The organism is Microbacterium pollutisoli (assembly GCF_053586795.1).
Genome location: NZ_JBNYWT010000002.1, coordinates 396,415 through 419,767 on the forward strand (window position 1 = coordinate 396,415; position 23,353 = coordinate 419,767).

A 23,353-nucleotide genomic window follows, 5' to 3' on the forward strand; every position below is an offset into this window, starting at 1 on the left:
TCGGGTTCGGGTTGAGTGTCGACGACGGCGCTCATGCCGTGACGGATGAGGACGGGACCGTGGCCTCGGCCGGCTCGGCGTCGCGCTTGTCGGACAGCGTGCCCGCCGGCAGCAGCACCGCGGCGATGATGCCGAGCACGTTGACGGCGGCGATGCCGAGGAAGATCGGCGCGAACACGTCGTGGTAGATGCCGGCGACCTCGTTGCGCACGGCGATCGGCAGCGCGTGGACGACATCGGGGGTGAGCGACGAGGCATCGAGCCCCGCCGGGAGCGCTGCCGCGACGCCGAAGCCGATGAGGCTGCCGATGACCGCCGTCGCCACCGTGGCGCCGATCTGGCGCACCAGGTTGGTCGTCGCGGTGATCGCCCCCAACTCGCTGCGCCGCACGGCGCTCTGTGCGATGGCGAAGATGAGGCTCATGAAGCAGCCCGTGCCGACGCCCACGATGAACATGATCGCCGCCGGCACCCACAGCGGCAACCCCGCCGGCAACAGCCCCATCGCGAGCAGTGCCACCGCCCCGACCGAAGTGCCGACGATCGGGTAGACGCGATAGTGACCGGTGCGGCTCGCCCGCGAGCCGGTGACGAGGTTGGCGACGAGCATGCCGAACACCGTCGCGATCGGGACGATGCCCGACACCGTGGCCGACGTGCCGTAGGCGAGCTGGAAGTACGTCGGCAGGTACGCGACGACCGAGAACAGGCCGATGCCGATGATCGCCGACAGCGCGACGGCGCAGGCGATCGTCCGGTTGCCGAGGGAGCGCACCGGCACGATCGGCTCAGGCACCCGGAACTCGATGGCGAAGAACGCCGCGAAGAAGACGGCCGCGACGGCCAGCGCGACGATCGCCGCGGGGAGCGCCCCGGCATCCGCGATCCAGGTCACGCCCAGCACGAGCGCCACCATCGCGACGGTGAACGTGACGGCGCCGGCGATGTCGATGCGCGGCCGGGCGCTGGGGACGACGTGGGGTACGGCGTAGACCGCGAGGGCGAAGGCCGCCAGGCCCACCGGCACGTTGATCCAGAAGACCCACTGCCAGCCCCAGAAGTCGGTGATGAGACCGCCGAGCACCGGCCCGACGACGATGGCGATCGGGAACGCGGCGCCGATGACGGCGAGCAGGCGCGGCCGCTCCCGCGGCGATGCGACGTACGCGACGATCGTCTGCGACATGAGTTGCAGGCCTGCCGAGCTCATTCCCTGCAACACGCGCGCGGCGATGAGCTGGGGCAGATCCTGTGCGAACCCGCACGCGAGGGAGGCGACGACGAAGACCCCGAGCGAGACGAGGAACACCAGGCGCGGCCCCACGATGTCGCCGAGCTTGCCGATGACGGGGAGCAGCACCGTCGCTGCGAGCGTGAAGCCGACGACGACCCAGGCCATCTGCTCGAGCGCGCCGAGCTCGCCGGCGACGGTGGCGAGCGAGGTGGAGACCACGGTGTGATCCAGAGCGCCGAGGAACGAGACGGTCAGGAGCGAGCCGACGAGGATGCGAAGGCGGAGAGGAGACAGGTGCATGTGCGCTTCACCCGAGAGATCGGGCCGTCGACGCGACGAGGTGTGCTCGCCGCGGGTCGTTCCGCAGCGAGACGGGTTCACACGCGAACCCCGACGTCGCAGCCATTCTATCGCTACTTAGGTTGCAAATCAACCAAAGTGAGGGGGAATCACTCGTAGGAGACGATGATCCGCTCCGGCTCGAACTGCACGGCCCACCCCTCGATCGTGCCCGAGTTCTCGTACTCCTCTATCTGCAGGATCTGCCGTCCGCGGTCGACGTTGTGGGGCAGGTGCGAGGTGACGAAGGCGGCGAGCGTGAGCCACGCGTTCTCCTCGAACGCGATGCCCTCGAGCACGAGGACGTTCGCATCGACGACCTCGCGCGTGGTCGCCGCCGCACGCGGCGAGGCGGCGCCGACCGCGCGGGCACCGTTGACCTTGTTCGCGGCGACGACGCCCGCCGCGCCCTCGTCGACCACCAGCACACCGAACGCGTCGACCCCGGCGTCCTGATCGGCGACGACGGCGGTGCCGACGCGGATCGCGAAGATCGGGTAGTCGTCACCCGGGTCGAGCGTGTCTGCGCCGTGCCAGACGACCTCGTGGCCGGCGACGCGCGCACGCGCTTCCAGCGCTCGGCCGAGCTCGTAGCCGCCGTGGTCGGCGGCGAAGTGGATCCGTGTCATGATCTCGTCTCCTCAAGAATGGCGTGTCGGATGCCGCCGTCACACCGGCGGCGCGACGAACAGGCCCTTGTCGATGTCGTTGAACGACTCACGCGCGATGAGCTCGCTCATCGCCTGTGCGGTGCCCCACTGGTCCTGGCTGGAGACCTGCGTCATGTCGAGCCGGTGCGGCTCCCAGGTCTCCTCGTCGAGCACCGCGAGCTCGGTCGTGTACTCGATCGTGTTGCCGGCCGGGCTCAGGAAGTAGGCGAAGGTGTTGTCACCGGCGTTGTGCCGCCCGGGGCCCCAGATCATCCGCGCTCCGGAGCGGAGGATCTTGCCGGCGCCGCGCATCCATTCCTCGATGCCGCGCATCTCGAACGACAGGTGGTGCAGGGAGTGGTGCGGTCCCTGCGCGATCGCGAGCGAGTGGTGGGTCGGGTTGCAACGCATGAAGTGCATCATCGGACCGCCGTCGGGGCGCACGAGCGAGTCGGAGATGTCGAAGTCGAGGTGCTCGATGTACCAGTCGGCGGACTGCTGCAGATTGGCCGAGTTGAACACGACGTGCGACAGCTTAGCGGGAATCGGCTCCCGCTCGCGGATCTTGCGAGCCTGACGGGTGCGGTACCCGACGGAGAACTCCAGCACGCGTCCGTCGCCGTCGAAGACGCGGAAGCCGTGCCCGCCGTCGAACACCTCGAGCTCCTGCGGCTCGTGCACGAACTGCACACCCTCGCCTCTCAGCTTGTCGGCGAGCGCGTACAGGTCGTCGCGGCTGGCCACCGCGAACCCGACGAGGTCGATGCGCTTCTCACCGTCGCGCAGGCGCAGGATGTACGGCTCGGTGGAGCCCTCCGCGGCGAGGTAGCTGAGACCGTCGGCGGCGTGCACCTCGGTGAGCCCCCAGTAGGTCGTGAAGAAGTCGCGCTCCTCGGCGAAATTCGGCACCGCGAGCGCGGCGTAACGCAGGTGGGAGACGAGTCGTTCGGTCATCGTCGACCCCTTTCTCAGTTGGTTCTGATCTCGGTTCGGGTGCGGGTGCGCGGACGCGGCGCCGCGCGAGGAAGGTCGGGCACGGCGACCGCAAGGCCGACGCGAGCGACGAGGTCGCCCACGCCTTCGATGCGCAGCGCCACCTCGTCGCCCTCCTGCAGGGGCGGCGGCACGAGTGCCCCGGCGCGTCCCCAGAGTTCGCCGAGGCACCCGCCGTTTCCGACGGTGCCGGAACCCAGCACGTCGCCGGGAACCACTCGAGAGTTCCGCGACGCGTACGCCACGAGCACACCGAAGGGCCAGCCCATGTTCGAGACGAGGTCCTCCCCCACGAGCTCCCCGTTGATGCGCGCCTCGGCGCGCACCGCGAGAAACCCGTCGTCGTCGACGAACGGCGCCAGCTCGTCGGCCGTCACGATCCAGGGGCCCAGCGACAGACCGAAGTCCTTGCCCTTGGCCGGCCCGAGCCGCACCTTCATCTCACAGCTCTGCAGGTCGCGGGCGGACCAGTCGTTCATGACCGTGTAGCCGAAGATGTGCGCGGCACCGGCATCCGGCGTCAGGTTAGCGCCGTCCGACCCGGCCACGCCGCCGATCACGGCGGCGAGTTCCAGCTCGAAATCGAGCCGCTCGGTCACCGGCGGCGAGACGGGCTCGCCGGGGCCGAGCACGGTGTGCGGGTTGGTGAAGTAGAAGGTCGGGGCGTCATACCACTCCGGAACGACCTCGCTCTTGCCGTCGACGCTCGCCGAGACGCCCTCGACGTGCTCCTCGAACGCGACGAAGTCGCGGACGGATGCCGGCAGCAACGGCGCCAGCAGCGTCACCTCGGCGAGGGGGCGCCGCACGTCGGCTCCGGCGTGGAGCGCGCGCGCGTGCAGCTCGGGCGCCGCGGCGAGTCCCGCGGCGAGGACGTCGGCGACGCTCAGCGCGTCGGGGAACGGCACCACGGCGCCGTCCTCGACGAATCCCTCGCCGATGCGGTCGCCGTCGCGCCAGCGTGCGATCTTCACGAGCGCACCGCCGCGGGAATGAGGGCGTCGGCGTTGCCCGCGAGGATGCGGTCTTCGATCTCGTGCGGCAGTCCCGCCGAGCGCACGAACGAGACGGGATCATCGAGCCCCATGTCGAACGGGTAGTCGCTGCCGAGGACCACCCGCCCGCCGCCCGCAGTCTCGACCAGGCGGCGCAGCGCGATCGGATCGTGGACCACCGTGTCGAACCAAATGTGCCTCAGGTAGCTCGACGGCTCGTGCGCGCAGCCGCGGGCGTCGGGGCGCACCCGCCAGGCGTGGTCGCTGCGGCCGATCGCGGTGGGCAGGTATCCGCCGCCGTGCGCGACGACGAGGGTGAGCGCGGGATGCCGGTCGAGCACTCCCGCGAAGATCAGGTGCGACAGCGCGACGGCGTTCTCGGCCGGCTGCCCGACCGTGTTGGCCAGGTAGAACCGGTCCAGCCGCTCGTCGAGGGAGCAGCCGAACGGGTGCAGGAAGACGACGGCACCCAGTTCGGCGGCGCGCGCCCAGAACGGCTCGAGGCGCTCATCCGAGAGTTCGACGTCGCCGGCGAACGACGAGATCTCCACTCCGGCCAGGCCCCGCCCGAGCACGGCGTCGTCCAGTGCCTCGACGATGCGCGCGGGATGCTGCAGGGGCACCACGCCGAGCCCGGTGAGCCGCTCGGGAGCGAGAGCGACGTGCTCGGCGACGAGACGGTTCGTCTCCCGCGCCACCCACACCGCGAGATCCTCGTCGGCCCACGGGTAGAAGTGGTTCGGGGACACCGACACCCATTGCCGGTCCACGCCCTGCCGGTCCATCTCCGCCAGCCGCACGTTCACGTCGGTGAGCCGCGGGACGCGCTCGCCCACCATCGGTCCCGATACGGCGAGGCTCGCCGCCCCGTTGCGACGCAACTCGAGATCACCGGCGGCCGCGAACCCCTCCGGGTCGCGGCGCTGCACCTCGGCCTGCAGGCCAGGCAGCAGCAGATGGGCGTGGACGTCGGTGGTCATGCCGGCTGCGCCATCTGCTGTGCGATGCCGAAGATCAGCCCACCGGCATCCGCGTCACGGTTGTGCTCGAGCTGCCACTGGCCGAGCTGCGCCGATGCCTCCACGACGGCGGTCGCCCGCGGCAGACGGCGGGCGTGGAAGGCATCCCACAGGCCCTGATCGATCTCGTCGGCGGCCACCAGCAGCTCCGTGAGGACGAGCGCGTCCTCGAGCGCCTGCGCGGCGCCCTGCGCGATCGTGGGAGGGCAGCTGTGGGCGGCGTCGCCGATGATGACGACGCGGCCGCGGTTCCACGGCCCTTCGACGACGTGCTTCGTGAACCAGGTGTAGTTGACCTGGGCGCCCGCGGCGAGGCTCTCGCGGATGGAGACCCACGGCCCGTTGTAGGCCATCGACTCCCCGATCATGATCTCGGTCGCCTCGGCGTCGGTGACACCGAACCGGTCCTGCGCCTCCTCGACGAGGAAGGCGTACATGGTGTCGTCGCCGGTGGGGGTGTAGCCCGCGATGAAGACGGGGCCGCCGTAGTACAGCTCGCTCGTGGTGACCTCGGCGGGGCGCGTGACGAACGCGCGCCAGATGCCCATGCCGAAGGGCTCGGGCTTCGTGTCGATGCCGATGAGGTCGCGCACGGTGGAGTTGAGACCGTCGGCGCCGATCACGAGGTCGTAGACCCCGACCACGTCATCGCCGACCGACAGCGCGACGCCGTCAGCGGTCTCGTCGAGGCCGGTGACCTTCGCGCCGTAATGAAGGTGTGCGCCCACCTCCTCGGCGCGGGCGACCATGATCGCGGCGAGATCCGGGCGGTACATGCCCCCGCACGCGGGGAAGTCCGGGCCACCGGTCTGCACATCGGGCAGCTGCGCGACGATCTGGGCATCGGGTCCCGGAGCACGCAGGTTCAGGCCCTCGAAGAAGTAGCCCTTCTCCTGCACCCTGTCCCAGATGCCCAGCTCGCCGAACGCGCGCAGCGCGTTGCCCTGCAGCGTGATGCCCGACCCGAGCGCGCTGATCTCGGGCTTGGCCTCGTACACGTCGACGGTCACTCCGGCCTTGGCGAGTTGGATGGCTGCGGCGAGCCCGGCGGCACCGCTGCCGACGACGGCGACCTTGGTCACGGCGGTCATATCAGAACCTCTCTGTTCTCTGGTTCGGGGAAGGGGATGACGGGTCAGAGGATTGCGACGGGGTTGATCGGCGAACCGACCGCGCCCGTGATCGGCAGCGGCGGCGCCGAGAGCAGGAACTCCCAGCGCCGCTGCTCGGCGCAGATGTCGCCGAGCTCTTCGAGATCCCACATCTCGCCGATCGTCAGCCCCATGTTCGGAATCACGACCTGGTGCAGAGGCTGGAACGACGGCACGTCGAACTCGTTCGGTCGCACCTCAAAGCCCCAGGTGTCCGTTGCGATCGCGGCGATCTCGCTGCGGTGCAGCCACCCGGCGGTCGTCAGCGACAGCCCCGGCGCGGCGCCACCGGCATAGTCGCCCCAGCCCTCGCGACGGGTGCGACCGTATTGACCGGTGCGCACGAGCACGATGTCGCCGCGGGCGATCGCGACGCCCTGCGCGACGGCGGTGGCATCGAGTTCCGCAGCGGCGATCGCGTAGCCGTCGTCGAGTTCGCCGGTGTCGGGCCGGAGGTGGCGCCCCACGTCGAGCAGCACGCCACGGGAGACGATGACCGACGCGGCGTGCTCGATGCCGGTGACGAGGTCGCCGTTGCTCGTGACGACATCGCCCGCGCGACGCCCGTTCCAGGCGAAGCCCTGATCGAAGATGTGGCCGAGGCCGTCCCACTGCGTCGAGCACTGCAGCGGCATGGCGATGACGTCATCGGCGCCGCCGATGCCGTGCGGAAAGCCCTGGTTGCCGCGCTCGGCATCGGTTCCGGTGTCGGTCATGGTGTGCACGGGATTCGTGCGGCGGCGCCAGCCCTTCTGCGGTCCGTCGGTGTCGAAGGCCTGCGCGAGCGAGACGACCCGACCGGTGCCGACGAGGGATGCCGCGGCGAGGCGCTTGGCGTCGTCGATGAAGTTGAGGGTGCCGAGCACGTCGTCCTCACCCCAGCGGCCCCAGTTGCGATAGGCCTCGGCGCGGGCGCGGATCTCGGCGGCAGGGTCACGGCGGTCGAGGTCGGCCGGGTTCTCGCTGACCGGTCCCCGATCCTGTCGAAGGGTCATGCGCCCGCCCCCTCGGCCACGCACCGCACGACCTGCGTGCCGAGCCCCGTGATCGACCCGGTCATGACGTCACCGTCGCGCAGGAATCGCTTCCAGTGCTGCCCGTTGCCGGCGGGGCTTCCGGTGAGGAGCAGATCGCCCGGCAGCAGCGGAACCGTCTGCGAGGCAGTGGCGACGAGGGATGCGATGTCGAACAGAAGGTCGTCGGTGTCGCCGTTCTGCATCACCTGGCCGTTGAGGTCGAGCGTGACCGTCAGCTTTCCGCCGTCGACGAACGATGCCGGGACGAGGAACGGTCCCGTCGGCAGGAAGCCCGGCGCGTTCTTCGCACGGAACCAGTCGGTGCCGATCTCCTTCATATCCTTGCGAAAGACGAGGTCGCGGGTCGTGATGTCGTTGACGATCGTGTAGCCCGCCACGTGGCGCATCGCATCGTCGCGGGAGACGCGGAACGCCTCGGTGCCGATGACGACCGCGAGTTCGAGTTCCCAGTCGTGTACGTCGCTGTAGCTGGGCAGCACGAGGGGAACGTCGTCGCCGACGACGCAGGCAGGCAGGCCGATGAAGAAGTAGGGCTCGCCGTTCGCGGCACGGTCGTCCATCAGGTTCGCCGCGAACGCCCGTGCCTCCTCCGGCGTGCGGTCGGTGTTCTGGGTGAGACCGGCCGCGACGAGCTCGATGACGTGCTGGCGGTAGTTGGCGCCGGCCTGCAGCACCTGGCGCGGAGTGACCGGCGCCGTCAGGGTGACGTCGCCCAGGGGCCGCCAGCCGTCATCGTCGAGGTCGGCGAGGGGCCGAAGCCGCTCCCAGTCGCCCGCCGCCAGAAACGCGTTGAGGTCGGCCGCACCGAGGTCTGCGGGAGAAAGCGCGCGAACGCGGTCACCCACCACCAGACCGAGGGCGATGTTGTCGCCGTCTCGGAAGCGTGCGAGAGCGAAGGGGGCGGTGGGCCCGGTCGACGTCATCGTCATTCCTTTCACGATTGCACTTCCACTATCTGTCGAGATCAGACATAAGGGAATGCGATTGTCGCAATAGTGGGGATCACCATCTTCAATACGCGCGGCTGGGGGCAGTTCCCATGACACCGGCCGCACAAGAGAGGTCGTGCGCCCACTCGGCGATGTCGGTGGCCGCGCGGGCGCCCGAAAGCACGTCGAGCGCCCGGCGCAATGCCACGCGTTCGGACGACTCCCATCGTCGCGGGAGCACCCATTCTCCGGCGCCCGTCGAGTGGGTCACCGTCGTCCGACCGGCGATCGACACGACCTCGGTGCGGTGGACACCGATCGTCGTCGCCCGTAGCCGGGCAGGACCGGCCGCACCGAGTCGCTCGGAGGCGACCACGCCCACGCCGATGCCGCCTGCACCGGCGAGATCCGCGAGGACGGCATCTGCGACGCGATGCCCCGAGCGCAGGGTCAGAGGGCTCCCGGCCAGCACCCGCCCCCACCCCATCGCGTCCACGAGGACGTCACCGAGCGCCCCGCGCGCCGTCAGCGCCTGCACCGTGACCGCCACAGGAACCGCATCCGCCCCGCCGTCGGCCCGCCGGGCGTCATGAATGTCGTCATCGCGCAGGCTCGGTCGGTTCAACACGACCGAGACACCCGTGGCACTTAGTCCGGCGAAGTCACCGGCGTCTGCCCCCGGCCGATCGACGACGATGACCCGCACGCCGCGGCCGACGGCACGCAGCGCCACCGCGATACCGTCGGCATCCGCCCGCACGACCGAGATCTGTGCGTCGCGTTCGCGCAGCCGGAGTCGCGCCGGCAGTTCAGCGACCGCGATCCGGTAGCCCGGAAGCGCTGTGGCGACGCCGATCATGCTGCCACCTCCGCCAGAATCCTCGCGGCCGCACCATCGGCGAGCACGATCGCGAAGTGCGCATCGGCGCGGATGCCGTCGAGGTCGGTGTCACCGCCGTCGAGGGCGTCCGCCCATGTTCGCCACTCCTGCACGTACCCGTCCTCCGACTCGGCCACATACACCGTTTCGACGCCGTCTTCCCGCACGGCGCGGACCGACGCGCTGCCGCCGTGCACGAAAGACGGCGGAAACTCGATCTCGAACTCGTCTGTGGTGGTGGCCACCGTCATCCGCCAGAGCGCCTCGGCCCCTTCGGGAAGCAGCACTGCCGTGGCCTGCACCAGCACGTCGTGCACTCGGAACGCGACGGCGCATCCGATCGGGGGCACGAACCGCGCCGAGAGCACTTCGGGGTCGCCGGGGGCGAGATCTCGCACGAGCGGCAGATCGTGGATCAGGAGCCCGAGAACGAGCTGCCGGACGATCCCGGCCCGCACCCCGGCGTCACGCATGTCCGGCGCGGGCCGCACCGGCTGCGCGGGCACCGGCTCGGTGACGACGTCGTGATACCGGGCGTTCGGCGGCAGGGCGACCGTGATCGAGATCGCACGCACGCGTCCGCCCGCCGCAACGTGATGCTTGGCCTGGCCCCACGCCGGATCGAACAGGTGATTGGTGCCGACGACGAGCGCGACTCTCGCAGCGGCCACCGCGTCGACCACGGCATCGGCGTCGTCGTGGCTGAGGGCAAGCGGTTTCTCACACAGGACGCCGCGGACCCCGGCGGCGACCGCAGCCAGCGCCTGCTCGGCGTGCAGGTGCGGCGGGCTGGCGATGACGACAGCCTCGACCCGCGGATCGGCGAGGAGCTCTGCCGTACCCGTGGAGTGGCGTGCGCCGACCGACGCCGCCACATCGGCGGAGCGCCCGCTCCCCCCGTCGCTGACGTGCACAATCTCGAGGCGGTCGGCCAGGCGGCCCGCCGTCGGCAGGTGCAGCGCCGCACTGCCGGGACCCGCGCCGATGATGCCAATGCCGGTCATGACGGCCTCCTCGTCGTCGACCTTTTGCGTGAATAGTACCTAAGTTTCGGGTGTCAGGATGAATCAAGCCGCTCAATTGTTCGCACAACCATAGTGTTGTGTCAGAATCAAGCATGGCCAGCGAGTCCACCCTGCGGTTCGGCGCACAGACCGACGAAGTGACGAGCCTGCTGCGCATCGTCAACATGGTGCGCACCGGCGAGGCGTCGACCCGCCCCGAAATCGGTCGGCTGACCGGACTCGGGCGCGGCGTCGTGACGCAACGCGTCGACCAGGCGATCACGATGGGCTTCCTGGAGGACGGCGAGTTCGCCCCCTCCTCGGGCGGTCGCGCACCTCGCACCCTGCGCTTCCGCGCGCAGGCGGGTCGCATCGTGGTGTGCGCACTCGGCGGCCTGCACGTCCATTTCGGCGTCACCGACCTCGACGGCGCTCTGCTCGATCAGGCGCATGAGGACTGGGACATCTCCCGCGGACCGGCGGACACACTCGACCGCGTGCTCACCGTCGTCGACGAGCTTCTCGCTCGCACCGGTGACGCCCCGGTCTGGGCATGCATCGTCGGAATCCCCGGGCCGGTGGACTTCGAGACCGGTCGCCCGGTGGCGCCGCCCATCATGCCGGGGTGGAACGGCTTCGACATCCGGCGCCGATTCGAGGATCACCTCTCCGCGCCCGCGTGGATCGACAACGACGTGAACCTCTTGGCGCTCGGCGAACGCGCACGCGAGGGCGGACACGACACGAACCTCATCTACTGCAAGATCGGCACGGGCATCGGGGCGGGGCTGCTCTCGGGCGGGCACCTCCACCGCGGTGCGAACGGCGCGGCGGGCGACATCGGTCACGTGCGCGTCCGAGACTCCGACGCCGCGTGCCGATGCGGCAAGATCGGGTGCCTCGAAGCCGTCGCCAGCGGATGGGCGATGGTGCGGGACGCCGAAGTGCGGCTGACCGAAGGCGCCGACAGCCGCCTGTCCGCCGAGGCCGGGTCGTTGACCCCCGAGATCATCGCGCGGTCGGCGGAGCACGGCGACGCCCTCGCCATCGAGCTCATCCAGAAGTCCGCCCATGTGATCGGAGAGACGATCGCCACGCTCGTGAACGTGTTCAACCCGGGCGTGATCGTCATCGGTGGCGCCGTCGCCTCGGCCGGCGAGATCTACCTCGCGGAGGTGCGCCAGCGGGTCTACGAACTGTCGATCCCCCTCGCGACGCGCGACCTGTCGATCATCCAGTCGCACAGCGACCCTGCCGAGCCGCTGCGCGGCGGGGCGGAACTCGCCCGCGAGCAGCTATTCGAGGCGACATTCCCGCGCTGGTTCGCGGAAGGACGCCCGACCATCGCGACCATCCGGGGCACGGCGTGACCTTCTTCCAGTTTTCGACATAAGACGGTATGTTTGGGCCCTATGACGCTTCCGGTGTTGCGCGACGATGCGCTTCGGTCCACGGACCACGGTTTCGAGATCCTGCTGAGCCTGCCCTGGATCCGCTCCCTCCCCGCCGAGAGCCTGCGCGGCGTCGCCGCGCGGATCGACGGACGAGCGATCGCGGTCGACGTGCACACTCCCGACGGCTGGTGGTACCTGCAGGACCGGGTGGCGCTGCGGGGCGTTGAGGCGCTGCGCCCCGGCCGGCACGAAGTGGAGGTCACCTTCACGCTGGCCGTGCCGTACCTCGCCGCCGGTCCCGACGGCCCGTTGCAGTTGCCGTTCCGTGCGACCCGGCCCCTCACGCTGGACGCACCGGCGACACCGACATCCTCGGCCACCGCGACGGGGGCGGGGCGCGCCGACGCTGCGCGAGGCACCGCCGACGGGGAGGACCTCGCCCCCGGGTGGGTGCTCACGGCATCCGCCTTCAACTGGACACCCGAGGTCATCCACGCCGAGCGTCCGGCCACCGACATCGCCGTCGGCGTGGTGCAGAGCGGCATCGCCGACGCGATCGAGATCGAGGCGGGTCAAGTCTGGCGCACCTACCCGGATCCGACGGATGCCGATGTCGGTGCCTTCCGCCGCGAGCTCGACGCCGCCGGAGGCCGCGTGTCGATCGTCGGCGCAAGCATCGATGAGTGGACCGCCGACGGCAGACGGCGCAGCGACGCCGAGCGCCTCGCCTTCCTCGTACCGCAGCTGCGCGCGGCCGCGCGCGTCGGCGCGATCGGTGCGCGGGTCCCCCTCGGCCAGGCGGGGCCGGAGCTGCTGAAGATGCTCCAGCCGATACTCGCCGAACTCGACATCGTCCTTTTCGAGGAGGCTCAGGGACAGCAGACGCCGCAGGCCGCGGCATCCGCCTACGACGACATCGCCGCCCTCGATGACCCGCGCATCCGAGTGCTGCTCGACATCAGCATGCTCATGCCGGCACTGCCGGTGAGCTACCTCGGGCGACTTGCTGCGGCGGGTGTTCCTGCCGATCTCATGCGGCGTCTGGAGACCTCGTGGCGCGCCCCCGAGACCCACGGCGCGGTGCTCGAGCTGCTGCGCGCCGGCGGGGTGCCGGGGTCGGTGCACACCCTGTACATGAACCTGCTGGTGCGGTTCGGACGGAGCGATGCCGCCGACGTGCGCGACATCCTGCCCCTCACCCGCGGCGTGCACCTCAAGTTCTGGGACCTCGACGACGCCGACGGACGCGTGTCCACCCCCATCCGCGACATCGGTCGCGAACTGCACGCCGCCGGCTTCAGCGGTACCTTCTGCAGCGAGTGGGGCGGCAACGAGTGGCTCGACGACGACGCGGCCGACATGACGCGCCGGCACCTCGCGCTGGCCCGAGAGAGCCTCGCCGTCGCCACCGGCGCCACCGTCGCGTGAGCAATCTGGCCTGATCGGCAGCTCGAGGCCGGCGAGGCGCAGATCGCCGCCGACGTCCGCGCCGGTACGGGTTGCCCGCTACCGAGTCGTGAGGCTCAGCCTTCGCCGTTGTAGTACGGCCAGGGGTTGATGCGCCGATCGCCGCGTCGATCGGGTCCGGTCAGTGTGACCTCTCCCGTCGCTGCCCACTCCACGCCGCGCGGAAACATGCGGATGAACTCGATGCGACGGAACGTGTCGATGTCGTGACCGATCGTGATCGTGAACGAGCGGCCCGCGCCGTATTCGTTGATCCACGCGATCGGCTGGTCGGTGTTCATGCCGGGAAGATCGGCGATACCGCCCGGGGGGATGTCCACCGGGTAGTGCGGCATCGGCCAGATCGGCGCGTTCTCGTACGACTCGAGGTCGTCGAAGGTCGTCAGCAGCACCTGCGCGCCGTCGTAGATCTCGACGCCGGTCAGGATGTCGTCGCCGGTGACCGTCCACCGCGCGCTGATGCCCTCGGTGATCGGATGCCGCGGCTCGACCGTGTCGAGCTGCGCCTCGCCCCAGGGCCGCGGCCGCAGCCCGGTCTCCCACGCGCTCAGCTTCGAGCCGCGCATGACGTTGTACTCCTCCGGGTAGCCCCAGCGGTCTTCCTGCGCGGCCGAGCCGTGGAACCAGACGATGCCCTTGCCGTCGTCGTGCACGAACTTCAGCAGCGCGGCGTCGGTCTCGGCACCGAACCCGACAGCCTTGTCGTGGTACCCGTCGCGGCCCTCGAACACGACGATGACGACGTCGTACTTGTCGATGATGTCGGCGCCGAGGCCGCGCGGGTCTTCGACGACCCGCACGTGGAAGCGGCCGGTGTCTTCGAGCAGCTGGGTCAGCCAGGTGTTGTGCTGACGGAAGCTGCGGTGCTCGTTGTCGTGCTCCCGGGTCATGTGACCCGACAGGATCAGGACCTTCAGCTTGTCGGCCATGGTCAGCCCTTCGTCGAGAAGGCCGCGTCGAAGGCAGCATGGGGCGGGGTGATCTCGGCGAGGTCGCGGACGAACGCGATCGCCTGCTTCGCGCCGATGAGACGGTCCATGCCGGCGTCCTCCCACTCGACGCTCGTCGGGCCGTCGTAGCCGATCGCGTTCAGCGCGCGGAACAGCGGGTTCCACTGCACGGCCCCGTGCCCGGTCGACACGAACGTCCACCCGCGGCGCGGGTTCGCCCACGGCAGGTGCGATCCCAGCACGCCGTTGCGGCCGTCGAGGTTGGTGATCGACTCCTTCACGTGCACGTGGAAGATGTGCTCCGCGTAGTCGAGGACGAACGCCACCGGGTCCAGCTGCTGCCAGATGAAATGCGATGGGTCGAAGTTGAACCCGAACACGTCCGGGCGTCCGATCGCCTCGAGCGTCGCCTTCGCCGTCCAGTAGTCATAGGCGATCTCGGACGGGTGCACCTCGAGAGCGAAACGCACCCCCTCCGCCTCGAACACGTCGAGGATCGGGTTCCACCGCGCGGCGAAGTCATCGTAGCCGGCCTGGACCATCTCGTCGGTCGCCGGCGGGAACATCGCCACGTACTTCCAGATCGACGAACCCGTGAACCCCGTCACGGTCTTCACGCCCAGCCGCGCCGCGAACCGGGCCGTGTCCATGAGGTCCGCCGCCGCGCGACGGCGGACCCCCTCGGCGTCCCCGTCTCCCCAGACGCGGTCGCTCAGGATGTCGCGGTGGCGCTGATCGATCGGGTCGTCGCACACCGCCTGACCGGTGAGATGGTTGGCGATCGCCCACACCTTCAGGCCGTTGCGCTCGAGAATGTCTCGGCGCGACTGCACGTACGCGGCATCCTCCCACCGGGACACGTCGATGTGGTCGCCCCAGCAGGCGATCTCGAGGCCGTCATAGCCCCACTCGCCCGCGAGACGCGCGACCTCCTCGAACGGCAGATCGGCCCACTGGCCGGTGAACAGGGTGATGGGACGCGACATGCGTGCTCCTCTCGGGTGATCGGTGGTCAGACCGCCGGGACGGCCGCGACGCTGCGGGTCCAGGCGGAGTCGGCGGCATGGCTGCGTTCGACGGCGTCGAGCACGCGCTGCACGGACAGCCCCTCGGCGAACGTCGGGTGCACATCGGCCCCGGCATGAATGCCCTCGACGAAGTCCTTCGCCTGATGGACGAAGCCGTGCTCGTAACCGAGCACGTGGCCGGCGGGCCACCACGCCGCGACATACGGGTGAGCCGCGTCGGTCACGAGGATCGTCGTGAATCCCTGCAGCTCCTCTGGGGCCGAGCGGTCATAGAACTGCAGTTCGTTCAGGCGCTCCAGGTCGAAGGCGAGCGCACCTCGGTCTCCGGAGATCTCGATCGTCAGCGCGTTCTTGCGGCCGGTCGCGAAGCGCGTCGCTTCGAACGACGCCAGCGCGCCGTCCGAGAGGCGCCCGATGAACAGCGCGACGTCGTCGACGGTGACTTCACCGAAGCCCTCCGCCGCCGTTCCCGTGAGCCCCGAGCCGGAGCCCTGCAGCGGACGCTGCTTCACGATCGTCTCGACCGTGCCCGAGACCGCGTCGATGCGGTGACCCGTGACGAACTGGACCATGTCGATGATGTGCGCGCCGATGTCGCCGAGAGCACCCGAACCGGCGTGCTCCTTCTGCAAGCGCCACGCCAGCGGCATCTCCGGGTCGACGAGCCAATCCTGCCGGTACGAGGCGCGCACCTGCTGCACGCGACCCACCTTGCCGTCCGCGATGAGATCACGCAGCAGCGTCACGGCGGGCACGCGGCGATAAGTGAACCCGACGGTCGCACGGAGGCCCCGCTCGGCGGCGCGCGCGGCGGCATCCGCCATCGCCTCGGCCTCGGCCGTCGTGTTCGCCAGCGGCTTCTCGCACAGCACGTGCTTGCCCGCCTCGAGAGCCGCGATCGCGATCTCGGCGTGCGAGTCACCGGGGGTGACGATGTCGACGATGTCGATGTCGTCACGTGCGACGACCTCGCGCCAATCCGTCGCCGACTCCGCCCAGCCCCACTTCGCCGCGGCCTGGGCCACGGCATCCGCCGACCGGCCGACGACGACCGCCATCTCGACGTCGACCGGCAGATCGAACATCCGCGGAGCCTGTCGCCAGCCGACCGAGTGGGCCGACCCCATGAAGCCGTAGCCGATCATCGCCACCCGCAGCGGCCGGGTGGACCCGCCCTGCGCCTGTCGGAACGTCACGCCAGCACCAGTTCGCGCTCGACCGGCACCCGGTTGGTCACGTAGCGGCCCGGTCCCCCGTCGACGCCGGGCATGATCTGCATGTACAGCAGACGCATCGTCAGCACGACCTCGACCGTGAGCTTCTCGCCCGCCTCGGGCGCACGTCCGAGGTCGATGAGCACCTCGGGCTTCTCGGCGACGAACCACAGCGTCTCGGACTGCTCCGGCAGCTCCTCGATGCGGTACTCACTGCCCTCGAGCACGAAGCGGAGTCGGTCAGTGGGGATCTGCTCGCCGTTCACCGTCGCGTCCACGCCGTCGACCGCCGAGAGCCACAGGCTCCGGTACCAGGGCAGCTGCACCGCGACGGCGAGTCCGGTGTCGGTGCGCCGCACGTCCTTCTCAGAGAAGAGCGAGTTGTGAGTGGCCATCGGCCCTCTCCTTTACTTGAACGTGTCCTCGAACGTGTCGTGCGCGACAGGCGGCACGGGTTCGAGTTTCTGAACGGTGGTGGGACTGTAGGGGTGGTTCTTCGACGGCACCGGCTCATCCGCCGGCGGCATGAACACGGGCTTGCCGTCGTCGCCGAAGTACATGAGATCGAGGTCGAAAGCGCCCTGGTTCTTCAGGCCGAAGCTGACCCAGTTCTCCTCGAAGGGTGCCCGGGCCAGCTCGTAGCAGCGGAACTTCCAGAACCGCCACTCGCCGTCCTGCTTGAGGAAGTCGATCGCGTACTTGCACCACACCCAGTGCGCCCAGACCTTCTTGCCGAGCACCTCGTCGGGCGAGTACATGTCGGGAAAGGCCTTGGCGACCTCCGGATCGGTCAGCCCTGACTCCGTGCCGGCCATGAGCCACACACCCTTGGCGGTCTGCCCGTCGGCGGCGACCTCGATGACCGGCGTCGTGGTGGCGTGCAGGATGAGCTTGCCCTCGGGGCTCGGCCGGTCGCGGTGGTAGCGGGTCACGCTCTCCCACGTCGTGTACTGCCCTGCGTTGGTGTACCGCGCGCGGATGCCGGGGGTCCCCTCCTTCACCCACAGCGGGATGATCTGCTCGTCTTGGAAGGCGTTGTGCAGGTACATGTAGCGGTTGAAGAGGTTCTCGACCTGGCCCCGGTCCTCGGCGCGTTGCGCGAGGGCACGGGCTGCGGTCACCTCGACCCGCAGGCGCGAGATCTCGGCCGCGAGCTCTTCGACGGTTGTGACGGCGGTGTCAGACACTTCGGGCTCCTGTTCTCAGACCGTGGCGGATGCCGCGGCTTCTTCGATGGCACGACGCATGAGCACGTGCTGCTTGCGGACGAGGTCGATCGGGTCGGCCTCGCCGAGGTCCTGGAAGGCGTGGCCCTCCCATTCGCTGGAGAGGTATCCGCGGTATCCGCCGGCGACGAACTGGCGGACGATGCGCGGGATGTCCATCGCCGGCTCGTCGCCGTTCGCATCGATGTCATAGAACTTCGCGTGCACGTGGAAGGTCTGCGGCATGATGTCGAGCCACTCCTCCGGCGCGACGAGACCGTGCATGTTGAAGGCGAGCCGCGTGAACGGCCCGAACCGTAGGAAGTCGACGCCCTCACCGGAGAGGTAGTCCTCGAACTTCTGGTTGCGCACGTGCATCGGGGCCGGCTCATGCCAGATCTCGTCCATCACCGCGAAATGCTTCGGGTCCATGCCCATCTTCTCGAGCTGCGCGAGCAGAGTCGGGGAGAGCGAGTGCATCGTCGACGAGAAGTCGGCGGTGAACCCGAGCCGGTCACTGTCGAGTTCGGCGTAGAGCTCGCGGATCTGCTGCACCTTCGGGCTGTTCGGTCCCTCCGGCGCGTGGATCTCGTACGCGAGGCGCTGGTCGTACTTCTCGGCGAGCGGCAGGAGGCTGCGCAGCAGCTCCTTGCCGGCCGAGCGGATGACGACGGTGCGGAACCCGAGCGTGTTCGCCGTCTTCAACTGCCGCGCGAAGAACTCGTGCTCCTCGTCGGGCGTCATGTCGCGATCCTTGCGGCGGCCCATGTCGAGGTTGGTGCCGACGGCGCTGGCCTCCAGCCCGTACTTCTCCAGCGAGTCGAACCAGAGCTTCGTGAACTCCGCATCCACATCGGGGTACGTGCGCAGCAGCTGCGCGATGTTGAACTCAACGCCGGGGCCGATGGCGTTCTCGGCGACGGCGGCGATGAGGGTCTCGGGGGTGAACACCCCAGCGGCGAACTCGCTCGTCATCGAGTACAGGGTGGTGCCGAGCTCGATGCCCGTGCCGGCGATGCCTCCTGCGTTGTCGCTCATGCGGACGCTCCTTCGGTCGTGGGCAGCCAGCTATGCAGCTGGGTGCGGGCTTCGCCGGCATCCGTGATCATGCGACTGCCGGCATCCGTCGCGGCGGAGCGCTGGATGGCCTGCTCGTCGCGGATGATCTCGAACGGCGACTGCCAGTGGTTCCAGTGCCAGCCCTCGTACTCACTCGAGATGGCGCCCTTGTAGCCGTTGTCGACGAGCAGGCGCACGAGGTCGCGGACGGGCACGGAAGGCTCTTCGTGCTGGTCGTCGATGCCGAAGAACTTGCCGTGCACGTGCTTTACCCACGGGATGATCTCGAGCCAGTCGTCGACGCGCGCGGGGCCGAACAGGCCGGTGCCGTTGATGGCAAAATCGATGCCGAGATCAGGGCGCCCGTTCTGCGCACCGAGCTGGATGAAGCGGCCGAAGCGCTGACCGTGCTCGGCCTGGTCAGCCGGCGGGCCGGCCTCGTAGAACTCGTCCCACAGAGCGACGACCTTGGCGAGAAGCTCTTCCGACGCGCCGCGGCGACGGTACGCCTCGATGAGCGACGGCGCGAAGCCCGAGACGGTGGCGCCCCAGTCCATCGTGAACCCGAGGAAGGGCGAACCGACCTTCTCATAGCGGTCACGCAGCGCGAGGATGCGGGGGTGCGACGCGTACTGGTCGGCGTGCACCTCGAGCGCGAGGGTCACACCGTGCTTCTCAGCGATCGGTGCGAGCCGCTCCATCGAGTCGGGCTCGATGGAGATCTGCACGCGTGCGATGGGGAAGCCGAGCTTCGAGGCCGCCTCGATCTGACGCGTCATGTAGGCGATGAGCTCGTCCTGGTCGAGGAGGCGATCGCGGTGGATGCCGATGTCGGCGTTGACGGCCAGGCTCGTCGTCACCATGCCGGTCTCGGCCACGAGGTCGCGGAACCAGCCCGCGAAGCGGTCGTCGATGTCGGGGAAGCCGCGGAAGCTGGAGAACCCGATGATCTCGAGTCCGGGGCCGTAGCCGTCGGACGCGACCTTGCGGATGAGGCCTTCGAGGTCGTACTCGCGCCCGTGGAAGGCGCGGGTGAAGCTGTAGAGCGTGACCCCCTGAATCGGGGTGCCGACCGCGGTCATGCCGCCACCGCCTTCCGTGCCGTCATGGTCTTCGTGTCGTGCTCCTCGATGTGGAGCGTCTCGGTGTCGCTGATGATGATGTAGGGGATGTACAGCGTCAGATCGACGCTCACCTCGTGGTCGGCGTCCGCGGCGACCTCGAGGTCGCCCGACAGCACCGCCGAGTCGGTCGGGAACCACCACTCGTCGGTGTTGGTGCGCAACTCGTCGAAGGTGAACTCGGTGTCGTTCATGCGCCACCTCAGCGATTCCGCGGGGGCCGCGACACCGTCGATGGTGAGGCCGGCGCCGGCGATGCACGATCCGGGCAGCGCGCGATACCAGGGGATCCGTACCTCCACCTGCGCGCGGGGGCCGTCGACGACGAGCGTGCCCTGTTCGATGATGCGATCGGGGATCATCCGAAGCTCCTGACTACTTTGTCCTTGTTTCTACACTTTAATGTCGGAATCACACTTAAGCAAGCGATTCCGCGAGATGCCGCGCGCCCCGCACCGCCAGCGCGACCGCCGTGAGCGTCGGGTTGCACGCCGTCGCCGTCGGGATCACGCCGTTGCCGGCGACGAACACGCCGGGCGCGCCCCACACCTCGCTGTCGGGCGAGCACACGCTCGTGCCATCGTCGGCCTGCCCCATGCGCACCGTGCCCTGGTAGTGCAGCGACGATCCCAGCGGCATCGTGAACGGTCGGTCCTCGAGCGGTTCTCCGACGGCGCGCCCGAGGCGCACGATCTCCTCGCGCGCGTGGTCCAGCACCGCTTGGTCGCGCTCGGTGAGGGTGTAGTGGATCGTCATGGCGGGCATGCCGTAGGCATCCGTCTCGTCGCCCGCGAACTCCACACGGTCGCTGTCCTGCAGGTCCTTCGCGCAGAACAGGCCGAGACCGACGATCGAACCGGGGGTGACGGGGTCGTCGTCGGCGAGCGGCACGGGAGATGCGTCGAGCTGCATGATCTGGCCGTGGAACGGCATCGCGTCGGTGAACGGGATCCAGCTGACGCCGCTCTGCTCGCTGAGACCGATTGCGCCCGGCCGGTCGGCCGAGACGGCATCGGTGTCGCCGACGGCGTCACGGATGCGGGCGGCGAAGACGACCTGCGCCTGGTCGTTGAGGTAGCGCCCCAGGGCGGCGGGACGGATGCCGGACGCCCACAGCAGCTGCGGCGTGCGCAGCGCGTCGGCGGCGACCACCACGAAGCGGGCGCGGACCTCATGGGTCGCGCCGCTGCGACGGTCGGTGACGACGACGCCCGCCGCCCGGCCATCCTCGAGGAGCACGCGCGTGACGAGCGACTCGTCGAAAAGCGTGAAGTTTGGGTTGGCGCGGGTTTCCTCGCCGAACACGACGTCGGAGCCCGACCAGACGAGGTTCCCGTCCGTGCGGCGGTGCACGGCGAGCGGCATCCGCTGGGCGCGAGCGTGCTCGTCGCGACCCTCGTCGACGGCGGCGGCCAGCCGCTCGCGGACGAGCGCCGCGTACGGTGAGGCGTCGAAGGCGTCGGTCGTGACGCCGAGAAGCCGCTCCCCCTCGGCGAGCAGTTCGTCGAGGTCGTCGACGAAGCCGATGCGCTCGCTCTCGTTGGGGCGCGGGCAGGCACCCGTCCAGTGCGCGCTCATGCCGCCGACATTGCTGGAGAACGCTGCGACCGGCAGTCCGTCTTCGCCGTCGACCTGGTAGCCCCGCTCGAGCAGGAACGTACCCGGGCGCCCGCGACGCTGGCCGCTTTTGACCGCACCGGGGTCCTTCACGGTGTCGGCGCCCTCACCCGGCCCCTGGGACGCACGCTGCGCGGCGGCGCGCGCCTCGGCATCCGCGATGTTCTTGACGTGCGCACCGGGCGGGTCCGACACCGTCGGGCCGACCTCGAACATGGCGATCGTGGACTGCGGAGCCTGCTCTGTCAGGATGCGCGCGAACGTGGCGCCGGCCGGGCCGCTGCCGACGATGGCGACGTCGACCTCGGCGGGGTAGACGCGCGCGTTCACGCCGTCGCCGCCAGTTCGACGATGTGCCGCACCGATACCGCCGACTCCTGCGTCGGGTAGTACTCCAGCCCGATCGGTCCGTCGTATCCGGACGCCCGGAGGATGCGCAGGCGCTCGGGCCAGTCCAGCGACCCGGTGCCCGGCTCACCGCGGCCCGGGGCGTCGGCGAGCTGCACGTAGCGGATCAGATCGCCGGCGTTCTCGAGCTCGGCGGCCATGTCCTCGCCCTCGACGGCGGAGTGATAGATGTCGTAGAGGATACCGAAGAAGGGCGAGTCGACGCCGCGCGCGACGTACACGCCCTCGGCCGTGCGGTCCAGCAGCGAGCCGGGGTGGTCGACGCGGACGTTGACCGGTTCGAGCACGAGGGTGATGCCCGATCCGTCGATCTGGGCGGTCGCCTTCTGATAGATCTCGATCAGCTTGTCGAGCTGGACCTGACGCTTCCACCCGCCGAAGCCGGTGCCGCTGCCCACGACGATGCGCGGCGTGCCGAGCTCGTGGGCGATCGCGACGCCCTCGTCGAGCTTGCGGAAGAACTCGGAGTGATCCCACGGCGGGATCATGAACTGCGTGCGGGGCTCGGCGAGCTGCGCCGTCAGCTGCGTGCCGGTCTCCTCGAGCGCGGCCTTCAGCGCGGGCAGGTCCTTCGGCGTCGACGGCGCGTCGGCACCGGTCGGGCCCCACATCTCCACGGCGTCGAATCCGGCCGCCGACGCCGCACGCACACGGTCGTGGTAGTCGCCGGCTTCGGTGAAGAGCAATTCGATGTTGGGTGCGAGCTGATACATGGGTTCCTCCTGGAGACGCGGTTCGGATGTGGTGGGCGACGTGCGGATGCCGCGGCATCCGCTCGACGATCCGGTCGCCCCCGAATCGGTGCGGGTCACCCCGCGGTCAGCCTTTAAGGCCTCCGGCGAAGCCCTGGATGAACTTCTTCTGCGCGAACGTGTAGAACAGCAGGATCGGGATCATCGAGATGATCACGACGGCGAAGATCTTGTTCCACGCCGAGACCAGACCACCGACGTAGGTGTACATCGCGACCGGGAGGGTCTGGGTGGTGGAGCCGCCGAGGAAGATCAGCGAGTTGAAGAAGTCGTTCCAGACGATGAGGCCGGCGAGGATCGCGACGGTGCCGGTGGCCGGTGCCATCAGCGGCAGCACGACCCGGAAGAACGCCTGCGTGGGCGAGGCGCCGTCGATGACCGCCGCCTCTTCGTACTCGGTCGTGAGTCCGCGGAAGAAGCTCGCGTAGAGGAAGACACTCAGCGGCAGCAGGAAGCCGATCCACAGCAGGATCATGCCGAGGTGGTTGCCGGTCAGTCCGATCGAACGTGCACCGATGTACAGCGGCACGGTGCCCAGCTGCGCGGGCAGGATGATCGCGATGAGCACGAGGTAGAACGTGAGGTTCGTCCACGTGCGGGTGCGGCGGGTGATGACGTAGGCGGCGAGCGACCCCAGCAGCACGAGGCCGACGATGGCGCCCGCCGTGATGATGACGCTGTTGAGGATGCTCATCGGGATGCTGTTGCGCCCCTCGGAGGTCAGCACGGTGACGAACGCCGAGAAGTCGATCGACGTCGGCGGTGCGACGGCGCTCGTCGTGAGCGCCTCCTGGTCGGACTTCAGCGCGGTGACCACGAGGATGTACAGCGGCAGCAGGCCGATGAGGGTGATGATCCAGACGACGACCTCGCGGACGGCGGTGGCTTTCGTGTAGCGGAACATGGT

General features: G+C 69.4%; 23 protein-coding genes. 2 read left to right on the forward strand and 21 right to left on the reverse strand.

The window, feature by feature from the left end; genetic code table 11:
- Positions 1-31: 31 nt before the first annotated feature.
- From ACQ143_RS06715 to ACQ143_RS06760, 10 genes are all read right to left on the reverse strand, one after another.
- Complete coding sequence (locus ACQ143_RS06715) at positions 32-1,534, reverse strand: MFS transporter (RefSeq protein WP_449569932.1); 1,503 nt, start codon at positions 1,532-1,534, stop codon at positions 32-34.
- Between the two features lie 149 nt (positions 1,535-1,683).
- Positions 1,684-2,202, reverse strand: a complete 519-nt coding sequence (locus tag ACQ143_RS06720) for an RpiB/LacA/LacB family sugar-phosphate isomerase (RefSeq protein ID WP_449569933.1) — start codon at positions 2,200-2,202, stop codon at positions 1,684-1,686.
- A 39-nt stretch (positions 2,203-2,241) separates the two neighbouring features.
- On the reverse strand, positions 2,242-3,177 hold the full coding sequence (locus ACQ143_RS06725) for a VOC family protein (protein ID WP_449569934.1): 936 nt from the start codon (positions 3,175-3,177) through the stop codon (positions 2,242-2,244).
- A gap of 14 nt (positions 3,178-3,191) precedes the next feature.
- Positions 3,192-4,190, reverse strand: a complete 999-nt coding sequence (locus ACQ143_RS06730; RefSeq protein ID WP_449569935.1) for a fumarylacetoacetate hydrolase family protein — start codon at positions 4,188-4,190, stop codon at positions 3,192-3,194.
- A complete protein-coding gene (locus tag ACQ143_RS06735) occupies positions 4,187-5,191 on the reverse strand; it encodes an amidohydrolase family protein (RefSeq protein WP_449569936.1) in 1,005 nt (334 codons plus the stop codon). Before ACQ143_RS06735 ends, ACQ143_RS06730 begins: the two co-directional genes overlap by 4 nt.
- Positions 5,188-6,321: an FAD-dependent monooxygenase gene (locus ACQ143_RS06740; protein ID WP_449569937.1), complete on the reverse strand. Its 1,134-nt coding sequence runs from the start codon at positions 6,319-6,321 to the stop codon at positions 5,188-5,190. The genes ACQ143_RS06735 and ACQ143_RS06740 overlap by 4 nt, the downstream gene beginning before the upstream one ends.
- Before the next feature lie 44 nt (positions 6,322-6,365).
- Complete coding sequence (locus ACQ143_RS06745; protein ID WP_449569938.1) at positions 6,366-7,376, reverse strand: cyclase family protein; 1,011 nt, start codon at positions 7,374-7,376, stop codon at positions 6,366-6,368.
- Entirely contained in the window at positions 7,373-8,341 is a 969-nt protein-coding gene (locus tag ACQ143_RS06750; RefSeq protein ID WP_449569939.1) for a fumarylacetoacetate hydrolase family protein, read from the reverse strand. Before ACQ143_RS06750 ends, ACQ143_RS06745 begins: the two co-directional genes overlap by 4 nt.
- A gap of 88 nt (positions 8,342-8,429) precedes the next feature.
- Positions 8,430-9,206 carry a hypothetical protein gene (locus tag ACQ143_RS06755; protein WP_449569940.1) on the reverse strand — a complete coding sequence of 259 codons (777 nt, stop codon included), beginning with the start codon at positions 9,204-9,206 and terminating at the stop codon, positions 8,430-8,432.
- A complete protein-coding gene (locus ACQ143_RS06760) occupies positions 9,203-10,231 on the reverse strand; it encodes a Gfo/Idh/MocA family protein (protein ID WP_449569941.1) in 1,029 nt (342 codons plus the stop codon). The genes ACQ143_RS06755 and ACQ143_RS06760 overlap by 4 nt, the downstream gene beginning before the upstream one ends.
- A gap of 113 nt (positions 10,232-10,344) precedes the next feature.
- Here ACQ143_RS06760 and ACQ143_RS06765 point away from each other — a divergent pair, with 113 nt between their 5' ends.
- Together ACQ143_RS06765 and ACQ143_RS06770 are read left to right on the forward strand one after the other, a co-directional pair.
- Positions 10,345-11,601, forward strand: coding sequence for an ROK family protein (locus ACQ143_RS06765; protein ID WP_449569942.1), 1,257 nt, complete (start codon positions 10,345-10,347; stop codon positions 11,599-11,601).
- Between the two features lie 42 nt (positions 11,602-11,643).
- The gene (locus ACQ143_RS06770; RefSeq protein ID WP_449569943.1) at positions 11,644-13,053 is read left to right on the forward strand and encodes a hypothetical protein; all 1,410 of its coding nucleotides are present in this window, start codon (positions 11,644-11,646) and stop codon (positions 13,051-13,053) included.
- A 95-nt stretch (positions 13,054-13,148) separates the two neighbouring features.
- On the opposite strand, the gene ACQ143_RS06775 is transcribed toward ACQ143_RS06770, so the two are convergent.
- The 11 genes from ACQ143_RS06775 to ACQ143_RS06825 form a co-directional block, all read right to left on the reverse strand.
- Positions 13,149-14,021, reverse strand: coding sequence for a ThuA domain-containing protein (locus ACQ143_RS06775; protein ID WP_449569944.1), 873 nt, complete (start codon positions 14,019-14,021; stop codon positions 13,149-13,151).
- A gap of 2 nt (positions 14,022-14,023) precedes the next feature.
- The gene (locus ACQ143_RS06780) at positions 14,024-15,028 is read right to left on the reverse strand and encodes a sugar phosphate isomerase/epimerase family protein (protein ID WP_449569945.1); all 1,005 of its coding nucleotides are present in this window, start codon (positions 15,026-15,028) and stop codon (positions 14,024-14,026) included.
- A gap of 26 nt (positions 15,029-15,054) precedes the next feature.
- Positions 15,055-16,215, reverse strand: a complete 1,161-nt coding sequence (locus ACQ143_RS06785) for a Gfo/Idh/MocA family protein (RefSeq protein WP_449570143.1) — start codon at positions 16,213-16,215, stop codon at positions 15,055-15,057.
- Between the two features lie 47 nt (positions 16,216-16,262).
- Positions 16,263-16,679: a C-glycoside deglycosidase beta subunit domain-containing protein gene (locus tag ACQ143_RS06790; RefSeq protein ID WP_449569946.1), complete on the reverse strand. Its 417-nt coding sequence runs from the start codon at positions 16,677-16,679 to the stop codon at positions 16,263-16,265.
- Between the two features lie 12 nt (positions 16,680-16,691).
- Positions 16,692-17,471: a nuclear transport factor 2 family protein gene (locus tag ACQ143_RS06795; RefSeq protein ID WP_449569947.1), complete on the reverse strand. Its 780-nt coding sequence runs from the start codon at positions 17,469-17,471 to the stop codon at positions 16,692-16,694.
- Positions 17,472-17,486: 15 nt separating this feature from the next.
- Complete coding sequence (locus ACQ143_RS06800; protein WP_449569948.1) at positions 17,487-18,527, reverse strand: sugar phosphate isomerase/epimerase family protein; 1,041 nt, start codon at positions 18,525-18,527, stop codon at positions 17,487-17,489.
- Complete coding sequence (locus ACQ143_RS06805; RefSeq protein ID WP_449569949.1) at positions 18,524-19,630, reverse strand: sugar phosphate isomerase/epimerase family protein; 1,107 nt, start codon at positions 19,628-19,630, stop codon at positions 18,524-18,526. The genes ACQ143_RS06800 and ACQ143_RS06805 overlap by 4 nt, the downstream gene beginning before the upstream one ends.
- On the reverse strand, positions 19,627-20,031 hold the full coding sequence (locus ACQ143_RS06810; protein ID WP_449569950.1) for a C-glycoside deglycosidase beta subunit domain-containing protein: 405 nt from the start codon (positions 20,029-20,031) through the stop codon (positions 19,627-19,629). The genes ACQ143_RS06805 and ACQ143_RS06810 overlap by 4 nt, the downstream gene beginning before the upstream one ends.
- 55 nt (positions 20,032-20,086) lie before the next feature.
- On the reverse strand, positions 20,087-21,616 hold the full coding sequence (locus tag ACQ143_RS06815) for a GMC oxidoreductase (RefSeq protein ID WP_449569951.1): 1,530 nt from the start codon (positions 21,614-21,616) through the stop codon (positions 20,087-20,089).
- On the reverse strand, positions 21,613-22,407 hold the full coding sequence (locus ACQ143_RS06820; RefSeq protein WP_449569952.1) for a TIM barrel protein: 795 nt from the start codon (positions 22,405-22,407) through the stop codon (positions 21,613-21,615). Before ACQ143_RS06820 ends, ACQ143_RS06815 begins: the two co-directional genes overlap by 4 nt.
- Before the next feature lie 106 nt (positions 22,408-22,513).
- A complete protein-coding gene (locus ACQ143_RS06825; RefSeq protein ID WP_449569953.1) occupies positions 22,514-23,350 on the reverse strand; it encodes a carbohydrate ABC transporter permease in 837 nt (278 codons plus the stop codon).
- Between the last annotated feature and the right edge of the window lie 3 nt (positions 23,351-23,353).